At 74.3% G+C, this 20,619-nt stretch carries 17 protein-coding genes and 1 tRNA gene; 5 read left to right on the top strand and 13 right to left on the bottom strand.

The features are described 5' to 3' along the window. Positions 1-77 precede the first annotated feature (77 nt). The 5 genes from K8Z61_RS07795 to K8Z61_RS07815 all read right to left on the bottom strand — a co-directional run bounded on the left by K8Z61_RS07795 (position 78) and on the right by K8Z61_RS07815 (position 5,265). A complete protein-coding gene (locus K8Z61_RS07795; protein ID WP_224128169.1) occupies positions 78-1,205 on the bottom strand; it encodes a substrate-binding domain-containing protein in 1,128 nt (375 codons plus the stop codon). Positions 1,206-1,279: 74 nt separating this feature from the next. Continuing rightward, positions 1,280-2,830 (bottom strand): hypothetical protein, encoded by a 1,551-nt coding sequence (locus tag K8Z61_RS07800; protein WP_224128171.1) that lies wholly within the window; start codon positions 2,828-2,830, stop codon positions 1,280-1,282. Positions 2,831-3,114: 284 nt separating this feature from the next. Beyond that, complete coding sequence (locus tag K8Z61_RS07805; protein ID WP_224128173.1) at positions 3,115-3,906, bottom strand: 3'(2'),5'-bisphosphate nucleotidase CysQ; 792 nt, start codon at positions 3,904-3,906, stop codon at positions 3,115-3,117. Positions 3,907-3,971: 65 nt separating this feature from the next. Then, complete coding sequence (gene pth, locus K8Z61_RS07810; protein WP_224128175.1) at positions 3,972-4,568, bottom strand: aminoacyl-tRNA hydrolase; 597 nt, start codon at positions 4,566-4,568, stop codon at positions 3,972-3,974. Positions 4,569-4,575: 7 nt separating this feature from the next. Further along, entirely contained in the window at positions 4,576-5,265 is a 690-nt protein-coding gene (locus K8Z61_RS07815; RefSeq protein WP_224128177.1) for a 50S ribosomal protein L25/general stress protein Ctc, read from the bottom strand. A 182-nt stretch (positions 5,266-5,447) separates the two neighbouring features. Here K8Z61_RS07815 and pepN point away from each other — a divergent pair, with 182 nt between their 5' ends. Continuing rightward, positions 5,448-7,874: an aminopeptidase N gene (gene pepN / locus K8Z61_RS07820; protein ID WP_224128179.1), complete on the top strand. Its 2,427-nt coding sequence runs from the start codon at positions 5,448-5,450 to the stop codon at positions 7,872-7,874. A gap of 97 nt (positions 7,875-7,971) precedes the next feature. Here the strand turns inward: pepN and K8Z61_RS07825 are convergent, their stop codons facing one another. The 5 genes from K8Z61_RS07825 to K8Z61_RS07845 form a co-directional block, all read right to left on the bottom strand. Further along, on the bottom strand, positions 7,972-8,943 hold the full coding sequence (locus K8Z61_RS07825; protein ID WP_224128181.1) for a ribose-phosphate diphosphokinase: 972 nt from the start codon (positions 8,941-8,943) through the stop codon (positions 7,972-7,974). Between the two features lie 155 nt (positions 8,944-9,098). Then, positions 9,099-10,538 (bottom strand): bifunctional UDP-N-acetylglucosamine diphosphorylase/glucosamine-1-phosphate N-acetyltransferase GlmU, encoded by a 1,440-nt coding sequence (gene glmU, locus K8Z61_RS07830; RefSeq protein ID WP_224128183.1) that lies wholly within the window; start codon positions 10,536-10,538, stop codon positions 9,099-9,101. A 169-nt stretch (positions 10,539-10,707) separates the two neighbouring features. Continuing rightward, positions 10,708-11,133 carry a Rieske (2Fe-2S) protein gene (locus tag K8Z61_RS07835; RefSeq protein ID WP_224128185.1) on the bottom strand — a complete coding sequence of 142 codons (426 nt, stop codon included), beginning with the start codon at positions 11,131-11,133 and terminating at the stop codon, positions 10,708-10,710. 207 nt (positions 11,134-11,340) lie between these two features. Beyond that, a tRNA-Gln gene (locus K8Z61_RS07840) sits at positions 11,341-11,419 on the bottom strand. A gap of 89 nt (positions 11,420-11,508) precedes the next feature. Continuing rightward, on the bottom strand, positions 11,509-13,098 hold the full coding sequence (locus K8Z61_RS07845; RefSeq protein WP_224128187.1) for an MXAN_6640 family putative metalloprotease: 1,590 nt from the start codon (positions 13,096-13,098) through the stop codon (positions 11,509-11,511). Between the two features lie 116 nt (positions 13,099-13,214). Here K8Z61_RS07845 and K8Z61_RS07850 point away from each other — a divergent pair, with 116 nt between their 5' ends. Both K8Z61_RS07850 and K8Z61_RS07855 read left to right on the top strand, forming a co-directional pair. Further along, complete coding sequence (locus K8Z61_RS07850) at positions 13,215-14,303, top strand: ATP-dependent DNA ligase (RefSeq protein WP_224128189.1); 1,089 nt, start codon at positions 13,215-13,217, stop codon at positions 14,301-14,303. A gap of 10 nt (positions 14,304-14,313) precedes the next feature. Next, positions 14,314-14,844: a hypothetical protein gene (locus K8Z61_RS07855; RefSeq protein WP_224128191.1), complete on the top strand. Its 531-nt coding sequence runs from the start codon at positions 14,314-14,316 to the stop codon at positions 14,842-14,844. Positions 14,845-15,144: 300 nt separating this feature from the next. Here K8Z61_RS07855 and K8Z61_RS07860 read toward each other — a convergent pair whose 3' ends face one another. Beyond that, complete coding sequence (locus K8Z61_RS07860) at positions 15,145-16,224, bottom strand: DNA polymerase domain-containing protein (RefSeq protein ID WP_224128193.1); 1,080 nt, start codon at positions 16,222-16,224, stop codon at positions 15,145-15,147. A 124-nt stretch (positions 16,225-16,348) separates the two neighbouring features. Between K8Z61_RS07860 and K8Z61_RS07865 the strand changes: the two genes are divergently transcribed. Together K8Z61_RS07865 and msrB are read left to right on the top strand one after the other, a co-directional pair. Next, entirely contained in the window at positions 16,349-17,845 is a 1,497-nt protein-coding gene (locus K8Z61_RS07865; RefSeq protein WP_224128195.1) for a hypothetical protein, read from the top strand. A 38-nt stretch (positions 17,846-17,883) separates the two neighbouring features. Continuing rightward, the gene (gene msrB / locus K8Z61_RS07870; protein WP_224128197.1) at positions 17,884-18,303 is read left to right on the top strand and encodes a peptide-methionine (R)-S-oxide reductase MsrB; all 420 of its coding nucleotides are present in this window, start codon (positions 17,884-17,886) and stop codon (positions 18,301-18,303) included. 66 nt (positions 18,304-18,369) lie between these two features. Here the strand turns inward: msrB and hemQ are convergent, their stop codons facing one another. Together hemQ and hemG are read right to left on the bottom strand one after the other, a co-directional pair. Next, the gene (gene hemQ / locus K8Z61_RS07875) at positions 18,370-19,077 is read right to left on the bottom strand and encodes a hydrogen peroxide-dependent heme synthase (RefSeq protein WP_224128199.1); all 708 of its coding nucleotides are present in this window, start codon (positions 19,075-19,077) and stop codon (positions 18,370-18,372) included. An 88-nt stretch (positions 19,078-19,165) separates the two neighbouring features. Next, complete coding sequence (hemG, locus tag K8Z61_RS07880; RefSeq protein WP_224128201.1) at positions 19,166-20,593, bottom strand: protoporphyrinogen oxidase; 1,428 nt, start codon at positions 20,591-20,593, stop codon at positions 19,166-19,168. Positions 20,594-20,619 lie beyond the last annotated feature (26 nt).

Below are 20,619 nucleotides of genomic sequence, written 5' to 3' on the forward strand. Positions count from 1 at the left end.
ACGGACGTCCGGAGGGTGGTGGACCCGGACCGATCAGCTCGCACCCGATCGGTCCGGGTCCCGGGGAGGGGACGAGGTCAGTTCGCCTTGCCGCAGTACTGGGACTGCGAGGTGTCGTCGCCCAGCGGCGTGTTGCCGTACGGGATGAGCAGGGCGTCGGCCCGCTGGCAGAGGAACCCGCCGGCCTTGAAGATGTCCTTCAGCGCGTCGGGCGCGGTGTTGCGCACGGCGTTGAAGAACAGCCGCCCGAACGCGGCGCTGTCACCGGTGGTGAACGCCGGGTTGAGCACCTCGTAGGTCTGGCCGCCGAAGGTCGTCGTGGTGGTCGGCGCGGTGTCGGTGTTGACCGTGCCGATCCGCACGCCGCCGCGCAGGTCCTGGATGCCCTGGGGCTCGTTGACCTGGGCCGCCCACTTGGTCACCGCGTACGGGAGGATGCCCTGCGGGTCGCCCTTGAGGGACTCGCCGTTGTTCTGCTGGCCGTCGTAGACGGTGGGCAGACGGGACGGACCGGTGCCGCAGCCGGCCTTGACCGCGTTGAGGTCGGTGCCGATCGCCTGCAGGAAGAAGGTCAGCGTCGCGGCGGTGTCGGGCGGCAGGTAGACGTGGATCGCGCCCGGCTGGCCGCCGACCTCGCTCCAGTCGGTGGTGGTGCACTCGAAGATGTCCTTGAGCTGCGCCGTGGTCAGGGGCGTCGTCGGCGCGTAGGCGTTGCCGATCGTCGCGTAGGAGACCGCGTCGCGGCTCTGGGCGAAGAAGGTGAGCTTCGCCTCGGCGGCGGCGGTGCCGCGCGCCCGGCTGGCGCGCACCCAGTCGATGCAGAACTCGTTGGGGTCGACCGTGCTCTTCTGGTCCAGCAGGATCGCCGAGATGCCGCGGTTGGCGCCGTTCGGACGCGCGACCGAGCAGCCGGGCTTGGTGGTGATGTTCTCGCTGACGGCGCCGGTGACGGGGTTGATCGCGTCGTAGGACGCGAGCACCCGGGCGGGAGCCGGCGACTGGGCGTTGTAGACGTTCGCGAGGTTGTTCGTCAGCTCGGCGAACGCGTCGGCGCCGACGGTCGCGTAGATCTCGTTGGCGGCCTTGCCGGCCGGCGGGGTGCCGGGCTGGGAGTTGTCCGGGTCGGCCAGGGCGCTGGGCGAGCCGCCGAGGGCCAGGCCCAGGGTGAGACCGCCGACGGCGAGGACCGAGGCGAGGCGCTTCATGGGACGTCCTGTTCGGTGGGAAGACGGGTCGGGGGACGGGCGGCCGGACCGGGCCGGCGGGACGAGGCGGCTCATCACGAGATCCTCAGCGAGCCGACGTAGACCGCCGTGCCCTTGCTCTTCGCGTTGCGGGTGCCGAGCACCTTCACCTGGACGGTGTGGGTGACGCCCGCCGTGACCTTGATCGTCTTGGCGACGGTGCCGGTCTTCGCGCGGTAGAGGTCGATCGTCGTGGCCTTGCCGTCGATCACGACGGCGGCCTTGCCGGAGGTGGTGCCGCCGGTGAAGGTGACGGTGACGGCCGCTCCGCGGACCTTGGTGGTCAGCGTGGCGTTCTTGGTCTTGGCGAACAGGCCCTTGCGGCCCGGCGCGTAGGACGCCGTGAAGGTCTTCCAGGTGCCCTTGCGCACGACCTTGGCGTTCGTCCACGCGTAGGAGCCCTTGGTCAGGTAGTCGACCGGCGGCGGGGGCGGCGGGTTGAGGACGCCGGTGGGCGCGAGCGCCACGCCGCGGAACTCGGTGCCGGTCGGCGCGGAGGCCAGGGTGGTCGGCGCCGCCGGCGCGAAGCCGGTGCGGGCCGCGCCCTGGGCGTCGGTGACCAGCTGCAGCGCGGCCGGCGTCGTGACGGCGAGGCTCACCGAGCCGTTCCGCACGTCGGCGACGAGGCCGGAGATGCCGGGCACGTCGAGGTAGCCCGCGAGGCTCCAGCTCTGGCCGTCGAAGGCGTACTTGTCGAGCGTGCCGCCACGGCGCGAGGCGTCGGCGACGTAGAGGGTGTCGAGCGCGGTGCCCGCGTAGCCCTGGTCGGTGAGGTCGGCGAAGGCGTAGCCGTAGGCCAGGAGGTTGGCGCTGAGCCCGGGGACGTCGGTCAGGCCCGAGCCGGAGGCCGGCGCGGCGGTCGGGGTGCCCGTGCCGACGGCGGCGAGCCGGTCGGCGAGGACGCCACCGGAGAACAGCTGGCCGCCCTGCACCGTCAGCGCGGTGAGGTTGCTGGTCGCGTCGCCGGCGACCCGCGTGGCGGTGGTGCCGCCGATGGTCGTGGCGAGCACGCCGCCGTTGCCGCCGGTCACCCACACGTTCGTGCCGTCGGTGACGGCCGACCGGACGATCTTCGGGGCGTCGGCGCCCAGCACCCGGGTCGTGGTGTCGATGGCGCCGTCGCCGCCGACGATCGCGACCGTGCGGCCGACGGTGGTCGGGTCGGTGTTGGCGAGCGAGGTCGTCGTGGCGTCGCCGGCGGCCGGGCCGGTGGTGCCCACCGGAGCGTCGTAGCCGGTGACGGCGAGGAAGCGGCCGTCGCCGGAGCGCGCCAGCAGGCCCTCGGAGCGTCCCTGTCCGGTGGCCGTCAGCGCGTACGGCGTGTCGGTGCCGGCCGTCCCGGTGACGGGCAGCGCCAGCGACTGACGCTTCGCGCCGGTGCTGCTGACCTCGTCGAGGAACACCGGGGCGGCGGCGTTGGTGAGCGGCGTGGAGCCGTCGCCGACGCGGTAGACGACCAGGTTGCCCCCGGTGAACGCCGCGGCCTGGGCGCCGGGCTGGCTGAGGAGCGGGACGGCGACGGCGGCCGTGGACAGGGCCACGGTCGCGCCGAGGATGCGCAGGCGTGTGCGCCGGCGTGGGCTCATGGGAGGGCCTCGCTTCGAGGAGGGGCGGGTCGTGGGGAACCGCGGACGGCAGGGACCTCCGACTGACCCGAGTAATCAGACCGAAGTGGTAGAGATAATCGGGATGCACGGCTTCGGTTTCAAGCCACGGGACGCCGATCTCACGCCTCGGTCTGGCACCGGACGCAAGATGGCCCGGTCGGGCCACCCGGAGGTGGCCCGACCGGGCCAGGAGGCTCGGTGGGTCGTCGGGAGCGACGGCGGGATCGGCGGACCCGCGGCGCGTCGGTCGGCGTCGGTCGGCGTCAGTCGGTGCCGTGCGCGGCGAGGAACGCCAGGATCGGCTCGGCCAGCTCGGGCCGGCACACCACCACGTCGGGCAGCGAGACGTCGGCCTGGTTGTAGACGAGCGGGGAGCCGTCGACCCGCGAGGTGTGCAGGCCGGCCGCGCGGGCCACGGCGACCGGCGCGGCGGAGTCCCACTCGTACTGGCCGCCGGCGTGCACGTAGGCGTCCGCGACGTCGCGCACGACGCTCATCATCTTCACGCCGGCCGAGCCCATCGGCACCAGCTCGGCGTCGAGGTGCTCGGCGAGCGCGGCCACGAAGGCCGGCGGCCGGCTGCGCGAGACCGCGATCCGCGGGCGGGTGGAGGTGCGCGGCGCGACGCGCGGCGCCGGGGAGGTCGAGAAGGTCTCCCCCAGCGCGGGCTGCGCCACGGCGCCGGCCACGAGGTCGCCGCCGGCCCACAGGGCCACGTGCACCGCCCAGTCGTCGCGGGGCGGCTCGGAGAACTCGCGGGTGCCGTCGAGCGGGTCGACGATCCACACGCGGGACGCGTCGAGGCGCGCGGCCTGGTCGGCGGCGCTCTCCAGCGCCTCCTCCGAGAGCACGGCGTCGTCGGGCCGGTGCTCGGCGAGCAGCGCGACCAGCAGCTCGTGGGCCGCACGGTCGCCGGCGTCCTTGAGCGCCGCCCCCTCGAGGCCCTGCGCGACGGCGTCGGCGCGCACCTCGAGCAGTCGGCGTCCGGCCGCCTCGGCCAGCCAGGCGGCGAGGGCGTGGTCGTCGGCAGGGGCGGGGCGGGGTGCGTCGGTCACGCGGCGGACCCTATCGGGCCGCGACCGGGACGAGAACAGGTTCTATCTGCAGGCTCAGGAGAGGCTCAGGAGTTGAACCGCTGCTGCGTGCGCTCGAGGCCCTCGAGCACCAGCGCCTCGACGGCGTCCGCCGCCGTGTCGACGACGAACGGCACCACCTTGCGCTCGGCGCTGGAGAAGTTCGAGAGCACGAAGTCGGCGACCTCCTGGCGGCCGGGGGGACGGCCGATGCCGACCCGCACCCGGTGGAAGTCGCCGGTGCCCAGCGACGACCGCATCGACTTCAGGCCGTTGTGGCCGTTGTCGCCGCCCCCGAGCTTGACCCGCATCGTGTCGAAGGGGATGTCGAGCTCGTCGTGGATCGCCACGACCTGCGCGGGCGCGACCTTGTAGAAGGACGCCAGCGCCTTGACCGGGCCGCCGGTGTCGTTCATGTAGCAGCGCGGACGTGCGAGCACGACGCGCGGGGCGGACGCGCCGGGAGCGCCGAGTCGTCCCTCGACGACGTCGGCGCGCCCGGACTTGTGCGCACGGAAGGAGCCGCCCATGCGGGTGGCGAGCTCGTCGGCCACCAGGTAGCCGATGTTGTGCCGGTGGCCGGCATAGGTCGGGCCCGGGTTGCCGAGCCCGACCACCAGCCAGACCGCCTGGTCCGCGGTCACGACCGGATCACTCCTCGGTGGACTCCGCGGACTCGCCCTCGGCGTCGCCCGCCTCGGCCTCGGCCTTGGCCTCGGCGATCTCCTCGTCGGACGGGTCGCGCTCGATGCCGGCCTCGGCCTCGGCCTCGGCGAGCTCGGCCTCGATCTCGGCGGCGGTCGGCGCGGCGGTGACGTTGACGACGAGCAGCTCGGCGTCGGCCAGCAGCGTGACGCCCGAGGGCAGCTGCAGGTCGGAGGCGAGGATCTGGGTGCCGACCTCGGCGCCCTCGACCGAGACCTCGATCTGCTCGGGGATGTTCGTGGCCTCGGCCTCGACCTCGACGGCGGCGTTCTCGGTGACGACGAGCGTCTCCGGAGCGGCCTCGCCGACGACGACGACCGGCACCTCGACGGTGACCTTCTCGCCGCGCTTGACCGCGACGAAGTCGATGTGCTCGAGCACGCGGCGGATCGGGTCGACCTGGACCTGCTTGGTGAGGGCGAGCTGGGCCTTGCCGTCGATCACGAGCTCGAGCAGCGCGTTCGCGCCGCCGTGCTTGAGCGCCATCATGGTCTCGTGGCCCGGGAGGGTCAGGTGGACCGGCTCGGAGCCGTGGCCGTAGACGACGGCGGGCACCTTGTTCTCGCGGCGGATGCGGCGCGCGGCGCCCTTGCCGAACTCGGTGCGGGTCTCGGCGGTGATCTTCTCGGCGGACATGACTCTCCTCGTGCTGCTGTGCGGAAGCTGGGCGCAGCCCGGGCGGGATCGGGGCGACCGGCACGAGAGCCGAGCCCTGTCGATCACGGAGTGGAGGCACTCCCTCGCCGAGGCAACCTGGCAAGGCTACTCGCGCCGACGTCGGGCGGGCCAATCGCGGACGGTGCCGTACCTTCCCAGGCGTGACGCTCACCCTCGCCGAGGCCCGCGCCCGGGCCGCCGCCGTCAGCCAGGTCGCCTACGACATCGCACTCGACCTCACCGCGCCCGACGCGGCGGGCTACGGCCTGCGCCAGGAGATCGCGTTCACCGCCCACGCCTCCAGCACGTTCCTCGAGCTCACCGGCGCCACCGACCTCGAGACCCGCCTGGACGGGCGGCCGGTCGACGTCCGCTACGACGGTCGCCGCCTGCACCTGGACGGCCTGGACGCCGACAGAGGTCGCCACCGGCTCGTGGTGACCGCGCGCCTGCCGTACGTCAGCGACGGCGCCGGCCTGCACCGCATGGTCGACCCCGCCGACGGGGAGGTCTACCTGGGCGCGTACGTCGGCGTCGACGTGGCGCAGCGGGTGCTGTGCTGCTTCGACCAGAACGACGTCAAGGCCACGTTCACCCTCGCCGTCGCCACGCAGCCCGGCGTCACGGTGATCGCGAACGGGCAGCCGACGACGACCTCGGCGGAGCAGGCCGACGGCGTCTGGGCGTTCACCACCACCCCTCTCCTGCCGCCGGCCCTGTTCGCGGTCTGCGCCGGCCGGTACGTCTCGCACCGCTTCGAGCACGCCGGCGTGCCGTTCGCCTGGCATGCGCGGGCCTCGCTCGCGGCGGCGCTGGAGCGTGACGCCGAGGAGCTCCAGCGGATCACCCTGCAGTGCTACGAGCACCTCACCGACCTCTTCGACGAGCCGTACCCGTTCGACTCCTACGACCAGGTGTTCGTGCCCGGGCTCAACTGGGGTGCGCTGGAGAACGCCGGCTGCGTCACCTACCGCGACGAGCTGCTGCCGCTCGCCCCGCCCGCGGAGCACCAGCGGGTGGCCCGGGCGACGGTGATCGCGCACGAGATGTCCCACATGTGGTTCGGCGACCTCGTGACGATGACCTGGTGGGAGGACACCTGGCTGCAGGAGTCCTTCGCCGACTACATGGGCGTGCGGGTCGCCGCCGAGGCCGCCGGCTACGTCGGCGCGCAGGCGGCCTTCGAGGTCGGCCAGAAGCCGGCGGTGTTCGAGGCCGACCGACGACGCTCGACCCACCCGGTGGCCGCACGGCCCGAGGACGTGCCCGACGTGGGCACGGCGCTGACGATCTTCGACGCGATCTCCTACGGCAAGGGCAACGCGGTGCTGCGCCAGCTCGTCACCTGGCTCGGCGACGCGGCGTTCCTGCGGGGCGTCAACGCCTACCTGACCCGGCACCGGCTGGGCAACGCGACGCTGGCCGACCTCGTCGACGCGCTGGCCGAGGCGGCGCCCGCCGACCGCGACGTGCGGGCCTGGGCGCAGGCGTGGCTGCGCACCACCGGGGCCGACGAGATCGTCGTCCACCGGGGCGACGACGTGCCCGTGCTCCGCCGCCGCGGAACGCGACCCCACCGGCTGACCGTCGTCGGCTACGACGAGGGGCTGCGCGAGGTCGGCCGCCGGGTGGTCGACCTCGCCGACGACCCCGTGGCCCTGGTCGACCTGCGCGGACGCGTGGTGGTGGTCGACGCGCTCGGCGAGACCTACGCGCGGGTCGTGCCCGACGACGTCTCGGCCTCGCACCTGCGGGCCGGGCTGACCCGCCTCGAGGACCCGCTCGTCCGCGCTGTCCTGTGGCGTGAGGGCCTGCTCGGCGCGCCCGACGACGTGCTCACGCTGGTCCGCGACCACCTGCCGCACGAGACCGACCCCACCATCGCCGCGGCGGTCGTGGGCCGGGTGCTGCGGCGCACCCTCCCCGGCCTGCCGGCCGGTCGGGTCGAGGACGCGCTGACCGTCGTCGCCGCCGCCTGCGGCGACGTGCTGGCCGCCACCGAGGACGTCGCGCTCGCGGCGGCCGTGCTGCCCGGCTGGACCGCCGGCTCCCGGGCCGTCGGGGCGCTCGAGCGCGCGCTGGAGACCGGTCGCGTCGGCGTCGCCGACCTCGGGCCGACCGACCGCTGGGACGTGCTGGCCCGCCTCGCCGCGCTGGGCGAGCGGACGCCCGAGCACCTCGAGGCCGAGCGCCGCCGCTCCCCCGGCCTGGACGCCGACCTCGGCGCCCTGCGGGCCCGCGCCGCCGTGCCGACGGCGCAGGCGAAGGCCGAGGCCTGGGCCCTGGCGTCCGCCCCGGACGTCGACAACCGCCGCTTCGGCGCCCTGCTCGCGGGGCTGTGGTCGAGCGACCGCACCGGCTCGGCCGCGCCGTACGTGCGCCGCTACCTCGACGAGGCGCCCGGCTGGACCGAGCGCGGCGGCGCCTTCGCGCAGACGGTGGGCCGCAGCGGGCCGACCTTCCGGCCCGCGTCCGACGACGTCGAGCGGCTGCGCGCGCGACTGAACGCGGCGCAGCCGCCCCTGGCCACGGTGCTGCGTCGCGCCTGGTCGGACTGGCTGGACGACCTCGACCACCGCCACGCCTGACGGCCGGCGTCGGGCGTCAGGCGTCAGGCGTCCGGGACGACGCGAGCCGGGCCGCGTGCGCGGCCCGGCTCGTCGACGTCGGGTGTGGCGGCTCCGGTCAGGCGTGGCCGTCGAACATCGAGGTGACCGAGCCGTCCTCGAACACCTCGCGGATCGCGCGCGAGACCAGCGGGGCGATCGAGAGCACCGTGAGCTTGTCGAACTCGCGCTCCGGCGGGATCGGCAGGGTGTTGGTGACGATGACCTCGGTGGCCGGGGAGTTCTTCAGCCGGTCGACGGCGGGGTCGGAGAGGATCGCGTGGGTGGCGGCGATGATCACGCCGGCCGCCCCGTCGTTCATCAGCGCCTCGGCGGCCTTCACGATCGTGCCGCCGGTGTCGATCATGTCGTCGGTGAGGACGCAGATCTTGCCCTTCACCTCGCCGACCACGCGGTTGGCGACGACCTCGTTGGCGACGTCGGTGCGGCGGGTCTTGTGGATGAACGCCAGCGGCGCCCCGCCGAGCTTCGCCGACCAGCGCTCGGCGACCTTGATCCGGCCGGCGTCGGGCGAGACGACGCACAGCTGCTGGTGGCCGTAGCGCTCCATCACGTAGTCGGTGAGGATCGGCAGCGCCATCAGGTGGTCGACCGGCCCGTCGAAGTAGCCCTGGATCTGGTCGGCGTGCAGGTCGACGCAGATCAGCCGGTCGGCCCCGGCGGTCTTGAACAGGTCGGCCATCAGCCGGGCCGAGATCGGCTCGCGTCCGCGGTGCTTCTTGTCCTGGCGCGCGTAGCCGTAGAACGGCATGACGACGGTGATGCGCTTGGCCGAGGCCCGCTTCAGCGCGTCGACCATGATCAGGTGCTCCATGATCCACTCGTTGATCGGAGCGGTGTGGCTCTGGATGACGAACGCGTCGCAGCCGCGCACCGACTCCTCGTAGCGCACGTAGATCTCGGAGTTGGCGAACTCGTAGGCCGAGGTGGGCACCAGGTCGGTGCCGAGCAGATCGGCGACCTGGGCGGCCAGCTCGGGGTGGGCCCGACCGCTGAAGACCATCAGGTTCTTCTCGGTGGCCTTCTTCATTCCGGTCACGATGCGCTGCCTTCGGTCGCGGGGCGGGTCACGCCCGGCAGTCTCTCACGCGTCCGATCGCGCCCCGAGCCGGTGCTCGCGGGCGACGTGGGCGACGTCACGGCGCGGAGTCGCGGCGGAGTCGGGCCGGAGCGGGCCGAGGGGCCTCAGGCGCCCTCGCCGTCGACCGCCTCCAGGGCGGCCCGGGCGGCGTCGGCCTGGGCGGTGCCGTCGCGACGCTCGAGCGCCCAGCGATCGATCACCCGCATCGGGCCGGCGCTGACCGCCAGCGCACCGGGCGGCACCGTGCCCCGGACGACCGTGCCGCCACCGGTGGCGGCGCCGTCGCCGATCGTCACCGGGGCCACGAACGTGTTGTTGGAGCCCGTGCGGGCGTGGCGGCCGACGACGGTGCGGTGCTTGGCGACGCCGTCGTAGTTGGCCACGATCGTGCCGGCGCCGATGTTGGTGCCCTCGCCGATCTCGGCGTCGCCGACGTAGGAGAGGTGCGGCACCTTGGCGCCGTCGCCGATCTCGGCGTTCTTGGTCTCGACGAACGTGCCGATCTTGCCGTCGGCGCCCAGCCGGGTGCCCGGACGCAGGTAGGCGAACGGGCCGACCGTGGCGCCCGCGCCGATCACCGCCAGCTGGCCGTGGGCGCGCACGACCCGCGCGCCCGCTCCGATCTCGCAGTCGGCCAGCGTGGTGTCGGGGCCGACCACGGCGTCCTCGCCGACGGTGGTGGTGCCGAGCAGCTGGGTGCCGGGCAGCACCGTGACGTCGCGGGCCAGCTCGACGTCGGCGTCGATCCAGGTGGTGGCGGGGTCGACGACCGTGACGCCCTCGCGCATCCACCGCTCGAGGATGCGCCGGTTGAGCTCGGCGCCGAGCGCCGCGAGCTGGACGCGGTCGTTCGCGCCCTCGGTCTGGCGGACGTCGTCGAGCCGGAACGCGCCGACGTGCAGTCCGGCGTCGCGGGCCAGGCCGACCAGGTCGGTGAGGTAGTACTCGCCGCCGGCGTTGTCGTTGGAGAGCCGGTGGATGGCCTCGGAGAGGAAGGCGGCGTCGAGCGCCAGGATGCCGGAGTTGATCTCGCGGATCTCGCGCTGCTCGGGGCTGGCGTCCTTCTGCTCGACGATCGCGACGACCTCGCCCTCGGCGTCACGCACCACCCGGCCGTAGCCGGTGGGGTCGGGCACCAGGCCGGAGAGGATGCTGACGGCCCGCTGCGCGGCCTCGTGGTCGGCGGCGAAGGCCGCCAGCGACTCCCCGCGCAGCAGGGGGGTGTCGCCGTAGGCGACCAGCACGGTGCCCTCGACGCGGTCGACGGCCTCGAGCGCGATCCGCACGGCGTGGCCGGTGCCGTGCTGCTGCTGCTGCACCGCGAGCACGGCCTCGGGCATGAGCTCGGCGATGTGCGGGCCGACCTGCTCGCGCTGGTGACCGACGACCGCGATCACGCGCTGCGGCGAGGTCTCGCGCACGGCGGCCAGGACGTGCCCGATCATGCTGCGCCCGCCGATCGGGTGGAGCACCTTCATGGTCTTCGAGCGCATCCGGGTGCCTCCGCCTGCGGCGAGGACGACGACGGTCAGCGGGACGGCCACGGGCGAGCTCCTCGTCGGGCGACGGACAGGTCGGCCCACTGTAGTGACGGCGCGATCCGCGGGCGAGTCGCGGTCGGGTGGGGTGCCCGCGCACACCGGAGCGGATCGACCTCACCGGGCGAGCCGTGACGATCCGCGGCGACCCGCGGCGACCCGCGGCGACTGGGCCTCAGCGCAGGTAGACCCGACCCTTCGTGATCGTGAAGGCCACCTTCGCCAGCGGCGTCGACGCCGGTCCGGCCACCGGCGCGCCGGTGGCGATCGCGAAGGCGCTGCCGTGGCAGGGGCACTCGATCCGCCGGTCGACGACCTGGCCGACCTGGCAGCCGGCGTGGGTGCACCGCGCGGAGAAGACGCGGAAGGAGCCCTTGCGGGGCTGCGTCACCACGACCCCCCGGTCGCCGACGACCACGCCGCCGCCGACCGGCACCTTCGACGTCGCGATGACGGCCTTCCCCGCGGCCTTCCCCGCGGCCTTCCCCGCGGCCTGAACCGGCGCGCCGCCGAGCACCGCGCCCGCCAGCCCCGCGGTGGCGCCGGCGCCGGCCAGCAGGCAGCGGCGCGAGCAGCCCGGCGTCCCGTCGACGGCGCTCACGCCCGACCGCCCTGAGGACCACCGTGTGGACCGCCCTGGGGTCCGAGCAGTGAGATCTCCGCGAGCGCGGACAGCCACCGCGCCAGCCGACGTCCGACTCCCATAGGACTCCCCTCCCCGACGCGCTGGGGCGCGTCCCTCGCAGGATCCTGCGGCGCACGGCGGGGTGACAAGGGTCGGAGGTCGGTGGTCTGAACCGGTGACGAGCTCCCCGGGTAGGAGTCGAACCTACGTCGCTGATCCTGATTCAAAGTCAGGCGGGCCCTGCCGGCAGACCAACCGGGGAACGCCCCTGCGGGCAGGCACACCCTAGTCACCGCACCCGGCACGTGCGGCGTGCCGGGTGCGGTGACGGACAGGTGTGGGGGCGGTGGCTCAGTAGACCGCGTAGGCGAGCAGCGACGCCTTCTGCCGGTCGTCCTTGGCCTTGCCCTGGCAGGAGAACGGGCCGTTGACGAAGCAGGTGAAGCGTCCGCTGGCGTTGACCAGCGAGACCTCGACGTAGGCGAGGCCGCCCAGCTTGATCTCCTTCGCGTAGTCGCCGCGGCTGCTCAGCGTCGGCTGGCTGACCTTGGCGACGCCCTGGCGGTCGACGCTGGTGATCACCAGACGCGAGCCGCGGGCGACGTCGGCCATGTCGACCTCCAGGCCGAGGGTGGCGCGGGCGGGCAGGCCCTGGGGCGTGAACCGGTAGGTCTTGGCCGCCAGGTGGTCGATGGTCGTGGAGACGGCCTGGTCGCGGTCGTCGCGCACGGTGAACGACTTCGCGGGGGCCGCGACCGGGTACTTCAGCGCCGCTCCCTCCGCGTAGGTGCTGCGGGCGCGACGGTTCGCGGCGACGAAGGCGGCGAACTCCTTCGCGGCACTGCTGCCCCGGGCCCGGAGCACCGCGTCGACGCCCTTCCAGGAGTAGTCGTCCGGCCCGCCCTTGGCGGCGTCGACGCGGCGCCAGACGTCCCGCACGATGGTCGGCAGGCCGCCCTGCGCGGCGGGGTACTTCTCGCTGAGGAAGCGGAAGAAGATCCACACGCCGTAGTGCCAGTTGGCCTTGGAGCCCGCGTCGACGAACTGGTCCATCGAGAAGGACGGGGCCGTGAGCGGGCTGGCCGCGAGGTACTGCAGGTTGTCGTTGACGTCGGGGTAGACCTCGTCCTCGATCCACGCCGCGGTGGCCTCCATCAGCCAGGCGTCCTCGTAGTAGTCGTACGCGAACTGGACGGCGTGGAAGTACTCGTGGGCGGCGGTGACCCGCAGCGAGTTGATCGGGGTGTTGTCGAACTCGGCGAAGTCGTTGTCGAGCGCGCAGTACGACCACACGTCGTAGACCTCGGCGCTGCTGCCCGGGTCGGCGTTCGGGTCGTCGGAGGTGCAGTACCCGTAGACCCCCTTGCCGCCGAGGTCGGAGAGGTAGACGTCGAAGCGGGAGTCGCCGCCGCGGGTGCCGTCGGACTTGGGCGCGCGGTAGCCGGCGTCGAGATACTGCGAGCGGATCGCGGTCATCTCGCGCAGGGTGGCGTCGACGAAGTCCGGGATGCCGTTCTCGCCGGACCTGCCCTCGGCGTCCTCGACGTCGGTGAGCGACGGCGCGTCCCGCGTGCTGGTGACGTAGTGCACGCAGATGTCGTCGTTGCACGCCGGCCTCGCCTCGGGCACCGAGTACGAGAGGTCGCCGCGGCCGCCGACACGAGCGGCGGCCTCGGTCGGGCGGGCGAGGTAGGCGTCGGCCGTGGCGCGGTCGGCCGGCGACATCTCGCCCCGGCTCACGGCGAGCTCGCGCAGCGCCAGGGTGAGGTCGGTGCCGCGCGTCGTGCCGGCGGCGCTGCGCTCGACGACGTCGAGCGCGGCCGCGGCGCGCGCGGAGGTGTGCGGCGTCGGAAGCGCCGCGTCGGCCGTGACGGGCACGAGGGTCAGCGGGACGGCAAGCGCCGCGAGGGCGCCGACGATCCGCGGGAGGGTCTCGATCACCGGCCGAGCGTAGGGAGCCCTGCTCACCGTGCGCAGCGGTCCGGGCGCAGACCGCCCCGCCGGTCCAGACCAGCCGGGCGGTCCCGCGGGACGCGTCCGGCTGGCACGATCGGCCCGTGGACCTCCCCGTGATGCCCCCCGTGCAGCCGATGCTCGCGAAGTCGGTGGCCGGCGTGCCCGACCCCGCGAAGCACGGCGGGCTGTCCTTCGAGCCCAAGTGGGACGGCTTCCGCTGCCTGGTCTTCAAGGACGGCGACGAGGTCGAGCTGACCAGCCGCAACACCAAGCCGCTCACCCGCTACTTCCCCGAGCTGGTCGCGGCCGCCCGCGCACAGCTGCCCGACCGGTGCGTCCTGGACGGCGAGGTGTTCGTCGCCTCCGGCGGCCGGCTGCGGTTCGAGGTGCTCCAGGAGCGCATCCACCCCGCGGCCTCGCGGGTGACGCTGCTGAGCGAGACGACCCCCGCCTCGTACGTCGCCTTCGACCTGCTGGCCCTCGGCGACGACGCGGTCCTGGAGCGGCCGTTCGCCGAGCGGCGCGCGCTGCTCGTCGAGGCGCTGGCGACGCTGCCGGCCGGCGGGCCCTTCCACCTCACCCGCACGACCACCGACCCCGACGAGGCCCGGCGCTGGTTCGAGCGGTTCGAGGGCGCCGGCCTCGACGGCGTCGTCGCCAAGCCCCTCGGCGCCGCCTACACCCCGAACGGGCGGACGATGCTGAAGATCAAGCACGCGCGCACCGCCGACGTCGTCGTGGCCGGCTACCGCGAGCACAAGGACTCCACCCCCGAGCGTCCGCTGCTCGGCAGCCTGCTGCTCGGCCTGTGGGACGACGGCCGGCTGCAGCACCTCGGCGTCGCCGCCTCCTTCACCGCGGCCCGCCGTGCCGAGCTGATCGAGGAGCTCGCGCCGCTGGTCTGCCCGATCGACGAGCATCCGTGGGGCGCGTGGGCCGACTGGGCGATCGCGAACCCCGACCGCGTGCCCGGCACGCAGAGCCGCTGGAGCGCCGGCAAGGACCTGTCGTTCACGCCTCTGCGTCCCGAGCGGGTGCTCGAGGTCGGCTACGACCACCTCGAGGGCCGCCGGTTCCGGCACACGGCGCAGTTCAAGCGGTGGCGCCCCGACCGCGACCCCGACTCCTGCGGCTACGCCCAGCTGGAGGAGGTCGCCTCCTACGACCTCGCCGACGTGCTCGGCGAGTAGCGTCGCCCCCATGGCCTACGACGTCGTCCTGCTCGTGGAGCAGGCCCTGGACCCCGCCGACGCGGCGCGCATCCGCTCCCTCCACGAGGGCCTGGACGAGCCGGTCGCCTACCACGTGATCCTGCCGGTGGAGGACGCCGCCGCCCGCGTCGAGGCGTCCCTGACGACGCTCGCCGGCGGGGAGCTCGCCGCCCCGGCGCTCGCCCTGAGCGGCGAGGAGCTCGACGCGATCGACGACGCCGCCCGCAACCGCGCCCAGCAGGAGCTCGACGCCTCGGTGGCCGCGCTGACCGCCGCCGGCGCGCAGGCGGAGGGCGTGCTGGTGCGGGAGTCGCCGGTCGACGCGCTCGTGCGTGTGGTCGGCGAGGTCGACGGCCGGGAGGTCATCGTCCTGACCCGGCCCCACGTCGTCGCCGAGCTGTTCCGCCTCGACTGGACCTCCCAGGCCCAGCGGCGGCTGAAGGTGCCCACGCTCCACCTGATCGAGCACGAGTCCTTCGACGAGCAGGCCGGCGGCGGCGAGGGCGTCACCGGGCTCTGACGCCTCCCCGACGGACTGTTACCGAACTGTGGACGGCCAGTGGTCGCTGTTGTGTCCGTCACCTCTCTAGTGTTCTGGGTGTCGGAGGGAGTTCCGGGGGGGACGAAGACCGACAGGACCCGCTACGCGGAGCTGTGAATCTGGGGGGAGGAGCAGTTCACCGCAGGGTCTGACGAACCGGTGTCGTCGGGGGGCGACGCCGGATCGGATCACAGGAGCCCGCTCGCTGCAGAGGGCCTCGTCCCAGGGACTTGAGGCCGCAGCGGGCGGGCCCTGTCCGTTCTCCGGCCCTCTCCGCTCTCACTCGACGCGGTTGCCCTCGTCGTCCCAGTGCGCGGCGACCTTCTTGCTCGGCTGCACCCGGGGCGGCTCGCCGGGCATCTTGGGATAGTCGGGCGGGAAGCTCAGCTCGCCGCCGGGCAGGGTCTCCCACAGGTCGAGCAGCGGCTCCAGCGAGCCCGGCCGGTCGTCCATGCCGGCCCACGGGTCGCCCTCGGCCAGCCGATCCCGGACGGTGGCCAGGCTCAGCGACGACGGATCGTCGAGGCCGGCGAGGTCCTCCCAGGTCAGCGGCGTGCTCACCGGCGCCCCCGGACGCGGGCGCAGGCTCCACGCGCCGGCGATCGTCCGGTCGCGGTTGTTCTGGTTGTAGTCGAGGAAGATCCGGGCGCCGCGCTCCTCCTTCCACCACGCCGTCGTGACGCCGGCGTCGCGCCGCTCGAGCTCGCGGCCGAAGCCGATCGCCGCGTGGCGCAGCTCCTCGAAGGTCCAGCGCGGCTCGATCCGCACGTACACGTGGACGCCGCGGTTGCCGCTGGTCTTCGGCCAGCCGGTCAGCCCGAGCTCCTCGAGCACGTCGCGGGCCAGCAGCGCCACGCGCCGGGCGTCGGCGAAGGTCGTGCCCGGCTGCGGGTCGAGATCGAGGCGCAGCTCGTCGGGATGGTCGACGTCAGGGCGCCGCACCGGCCAGGGGTGGAAGGTCAGCGTGCCCATCTGGGCGGCCCAGACCAGCGCCGCCGGCTCGGTGGGGCACAGCTCGTCGGCGGTGCGGCCGCTCGGGAAGCGCACCTGCACGGTCTCGACGAAGTCGGGCGCGCCCCGCGGCAGCCGCTTCTGGTAGAAGCCGTCGCCGTCCTTGTCGGTGGGACCGGTGGCCAGGCGCATGCCCTCGCGCCAGCCGTCGGGCCAGCGCTCCATCGCGGTGGGCCGCTCCCCCAGCGCGCGCATCATCGCCTCGCCGACGTCGGCGACGTAGCGGCACACGTCGAGCTTGGTGAACGCGGGCGTGCGGTCGGTGGCCTCGTAGACCACGCGATCGGGGCTGGAGACCCGCACCTCGCGACCGGCCACGTCGAGCACCACGGGCTGCGCCTTCGCCATGCGCCGACCCTAGTGGTCGCCACCGGCGGCGACCGGCCGTCCGGGCCGTCCGGGCCGTCCGGGCCGTCCGGGCCGACCGTGCCGTCGCAAGGATGCTTCAAGGTGTGGCGCCCACACTGGGCGCATGCGCACCTCCCCCCTCCTCGCCCGACGACCCGCGCGCCGCACCTACCGGGTGTCCCGGGTGCCCGGCGCAGCCGCCCTGGTCGGCCTCGCCCTCCTGGGCGGACTGCTGGCGCCCCTCTCCCCCGCCGAGGCGGGGTCCCAGGGCACCTGGACGACGGTGCTCGGCCCGTCCGCCGCGGGCACGCTCGACGCCTCGGCACGACCCTCGATGGTGCGCACCGGCGACGACGTGCTGCACGTGGTGACCCGCGTCCGCACCCAGGACGGCCGCTACGCGCTCGTCCACGTCGCCCTCGCCGAGGACGGCACGCCGCAGTCGACCTCGACGATCACCTCCGGCTGGCGCTCCCTCGCGCCGGACCCGCGGCTCCTGCTGGACGGCACGCGGCTGGAGGTGGTCTTCAGCGGCGTGCGCGGCGACGGCGAGCCCGACGACGGGCGGGTGCGCCTCGCCTTCTCCGACGAGACCGGCGCCGCATGGACCACCAGCGGCACCCCGCTCACCCGGACGGCGCCCGGATCCGCCCGCGGCCTGTCCGCGGTGCCCGTGGGCGACGGCTCGCTGATCACCGCCTTCACGCGCGGGGACCGCAGCGTCGGGTACCGCGTGGGCGCGGCCGCCGACCTCGGCCGGGACGACAGACGCAGCGACCCGCTCGACCGGTGCTGCGCCGTGGCCCCGGCCGTCGGCCGGCTCTTCGGCACGAACCTCGCCTACCTCGCCTGGGCGGGCACCGGCACGACGGCCGCCAGCGCCGGCGTCTTCGTCCAGCAGATCAGTCCGCAGATCGACGACGTCCGCGTCGCCCCCCGCTCCTCGACGATCGTCGACGGCACGCCGCGGAGCCGACGCTTCGCCTCCGGCACCCCGATCGTCTCGACCGGCAGCGGCGTCTTCATCGCCTATCCGGTCGGCTATCCGAAGGTCACCGGCATCGCCGTGCTCGACGTCACCCGGTCGAGGGCGACCCCCGCGATCGTCCCGACCCCCGAGGGCGCGGACGACGCCGACCTGACGGTCGGGTTCGGGCCGCGGCTGTGGCTCGCCTGGCGCTCCGGCGGGACCGTGCGGGTGGCCCGCAGCGACACCTCGACGACCCGCTTCGGCCCGGCCGTGTCGCTCGGCGCGCCCACCGAGGGCGGACGGCCCCGCGCGCACGGCCTGCAGATCGACGCGCAGGGCACGCGCGGGCAGGGCACGGTCGTCGTCGCCACCGGGACCCGCCTGGTGCACACCTCGGTGCGTCCGGCGCTGAGCCTGGGCGCCTCGCCGACGAGCTGGTCCGGGGCGCGGCGTCAGCGCGTCGTCCTGCGGGTCACCGACGTCGGCGAGCCGGTGACGAACGCCCGGGTGCGCCTCGCCGGTCGCACGTGCACCACGGGAGCGGACGGCCGCTGCACGATCGTGGTCGAGCCGCGCCGCGCGGGCACGCTCACCGCCCGGGCCGACTCCCTCGCCTACTCGCCCGGCAGCCGCACCCTGCGCGTGCGCTGAGCGCGCGCCGGCTTGCGTGCCCGCCTAGGGTCGTAGACGTGGGTTACCAGGTCGAGAAGTCCGACGCCGAGTGGCGTGAGCAGCTCTCGAAGGCCGAGTACGACGTGCTGCGCAAGGCGGGCACCGAGCGGGCCTTCGTGGGGAAGCTGACCGACACCGAGACCGTCGGCGTGTACCGCTGCAAGGCATGCTCCACGGAGCTGTTCCGCTCGGAGACGAAGTTCCACTCCGGGTGCGGGTGGCCGTCGTTCTACCAGCCGATCACCGACACCATCGAGTACGTCGAGGACACCAGCTTCGGCATGAAGCGGGTCGAGGTCCGGTGCGCCGCCTGCGGCTCCCACTTGGGCCACGTCTTCCCCGACGGCTACGGCACCCCGACGGGCGACCGCTACTGCATCAACTCCCTCAGCCTTACCCTCGAGCCGGCCGACGGCTCGGGGCCGGTGGCCGGCTGAGCCGCACCGTCCCCGCGACATGACGAGGGGCCCCAGGCGAACGCCTGGGGCCCCTCGTCGTGTGCGTCAGGGAAGCCGGTCGACCAGGTCGCGGACGCCGGTGAGCGCACCGGTGTAGAAGGGGATCTCCTCGCGCACGTGCCGACGCGCGCCGGAGGCCCGCAGGTGCCGCATGAGGTCGACGATCCGGTCGAGCTCGTCGGCCTCGAAGGCGAGGATCCACTCGTAGTCGCCGAGGGCGAAGGACGCGACCGTGTTGGCGCGCACGTCCTTGTAGTCGCGGGCCATCTGACCGTGCTCGGCCAGCAGCGCGCGGCGCTCCTCGTCGGGCAGGAGGTACCACTCGTAGGAGCGGACGAACGGGTAGACGCACACGTGCGCCTTGGCCTCCTCGTCGTCGAGGAAGGCCGGCACGTGGCTGCGGTTGAACTCCGCGGGCCGGTGCAGCGCCATCTGCGACCACACCGGCGCGAAGCGGGCGCCGAAGGCGGTGCGGCGGAAGCGGTGGTAGGCCGACTGCAGCTCCTCGCTGGTGGCCGCGTGCGTCCAGAGCATGACGTCGGCGTCGGCGCGCAGGCCGGCGACGTCGTACAGCCCGCGGACGACGACGTCCTGCTCGGCCAGCTCGGCGAAGAGCTTCTCGACCTCGGCGCCCTCGGCGTCGCGGTCGGCGTCGCCCAGCACGTCGTCGAGTCGGAAGACCGACCACATCGTGTAGCGGATGGACTCGTTGATCTCGCGGAGGCGGGCGGCGTTCGTCTTGTGCTCGGCCATGGCTCCATTGTGCCTCGCCGGTGGAGCGGATCGGAGGGCCCCCGGACCCCGGACGCCGCGGCCGGAGGACCCGACGGCCCCGACGACCTCAGGCCGAGGCCGGCGAGGTCCGCAGATCGGAGGCGACCTCGGCGGCCGCGCGGTGGGCCGAGGCCACGACCGCCGGGATGCCGACGCCGTCGTAGGCCGCGCCGCAGACCGCCAGCCGGGCCACGCCGTGCAGGCCCTCGCGGATCCGCTCGACGCGCGCCAGGTGGCCCACGGCGTACTGGGGCAGGCCCCTGGGCCACCGCTGGACGTGGACGTCGACCGGCCGCGCCCGCACCCCGGTCGCCGCCTCGAGGTCGAGGAGCGAGACCGCTACCAGCTCGGCGTCGGAGGCCTGCTCGGCGACGTCCTCGCGGTGGCGGCCGAGCGAGGTGCGCAGCACCAGCAGGTCGCCGCCCGGGCCGTCGGCGTCGCGTCCGGCCTCGCGCACCCACGACCACTTGGCGAAGGAGAAGGTGCTCGCCTTGATCCGGCGGCCCTCGATCGGGGGCACGAGGAACCCCGAGGAGTCGGTGGTCGCCAGCGCCGGGGCGTCGGCGGCACGGAGCACGAGCGTCACGACGACGACGGACGCCGCCTCCAGCGCCGCGATCTCGCGCGCCGTGGCGGGGGCGACGTCGGCGAGCAGTCGCGCGGTCGGCGCGGACGGCGTCGCGAGGACGATCCCGGCGAACCGCTCGCGGCGTCGGTCGTGCGGCGGGCCGCTGACCAGGTCGTGCCCGTCGAGGGCCGGGTGCAGGGCGTGCACGGGCGTGCCGGTGCGCACCTCGACGCCGCGGGCGCGCAGGTCGGCGGTGAGCGCCTCGGCGAGCCGGCCCATCCCGCCCTCGATGCCCGCGAAGACCGGCGCCTGGTAGGTCGCTGCACTGGCCGCGGCGACCGGCGCCTGGGCGAGCACCGAGCCGGCGCCGGCCATCGCCACCAGCTGCGGGACGGCGGCGCGCGCCGAGATCTCGCGGGCGTGGCCCGCGTAGACCCCGCCGAGCAGGGGCTCGACGAGGAGGTCGGTGACCTCGCTGCCGAAGCGTCGGTCGACCAGCTCGCCCACCGAGACGTCCCGCTCGACGTCGCTGGCCGGCAGGTCGCGCTCGCGGCGGACGTGCGCCAACCCCTCTGCGCTGAGCACGTCGGCGTCGGCGAGGTCGTCGACGTCGAGCGGGACGCCCATCAGCGTGCGCGGCAGGCGACGCAGGCCGCGGTGGGTCCAGATGCGCGAGGACGCGATCGCGGGATGCACGACGTCGAGCCCCGCCCCGGCTGCGAGCTCGACCCCCTCGGGACGCCGGTTGAGCATCGCCTCCGCGCCGACGTCGACCAGCAGGCCGCCGACCTCGCGACGCCGGATCTTCCCGCCGGTGCGCGCGGACTCCTCCAGCAGCACGACCGCGTGCCCGGCGTCGACGAGGTCGCGAGCAGCGGTCAGGCCGGCGATGCCGCCGCCCACCACGGCGACCCTGTGCTGCGTCATGGCTCCAGCCTGTCACTCCCCCGGGC

This window comes from Nocardioides sp. TRM66260-LWL (assembly GCF_020075545.1).
GTDB lineage: Bacteria > Actinomycetota > Actinomycetes > Propionibacteriales > Nocardioidaceae > Nocardioides.

Coding starts and splice junctions, on each gene's coding strand:
- K8Z61_RS07825 (WP_224128181.1), bottom strand. CDS start 8,943: ATGAAGAAGGCCACCGAGAAGAACCTGATGGTCTTCAGCGGTCGGGCC.
- K8Z61_RS07815 (WP_224128177.1), bottom strand. CDS start 5,265: ATGTCCGCCGAGAAGATCACCGCCGAGACCCGCACCGAGTTCGGCAAG.
- K8Z61_RS07795 (WP_224128169.1), bottom strand. CDS start 1,205: ATGAAGCGCCTCGCCTCGGTCCTCGCCGTCGGCGGTCTCACCCTGGGC.
- K8Z61_RS07800 (WP_224128171.1), bottom strand. CDS start 2,830: ATGAGCCCACGCCGGCGCACACGCCTGCGCATCCTCGGCGCGACCGTG.
- hemQ (WP_224128199.1), bottom strand. CDS start 19,077: ATGGCCGAGCACAAGACGAACGCCGCCCGCCTCCGCGAGATCAACGAG.
- hemG (WP_224128201.1), bottom strand. CDS start 20,593: ATGACGCAGCACAGGGTCGCCGTGGTGGGCGGCGGCATCGCCGGCCTG.
- K8Z61_RS07860 (WP_224128193.1), bottom strand. CDS start 16,224: ATGGCGAAGGCGCAGCCCGTGGTGCTCGACGTGGCCGGTCGCGAGGTG.
- K8Z61_RS07865 (WP_224128195.1), top strand. CDS start 16,349: ATGCGCACCTCCCCCCTCCTCGCCCGACGACCCGCGCGCCGCACCTAC.
- K8Z61_RS07855 (WP_224128191.1), top strand. CDS start 14,314: ATGGCCTACGACGTCGTCCTGCTCGTGGAGCAGGCCCTGGACCCCGCC.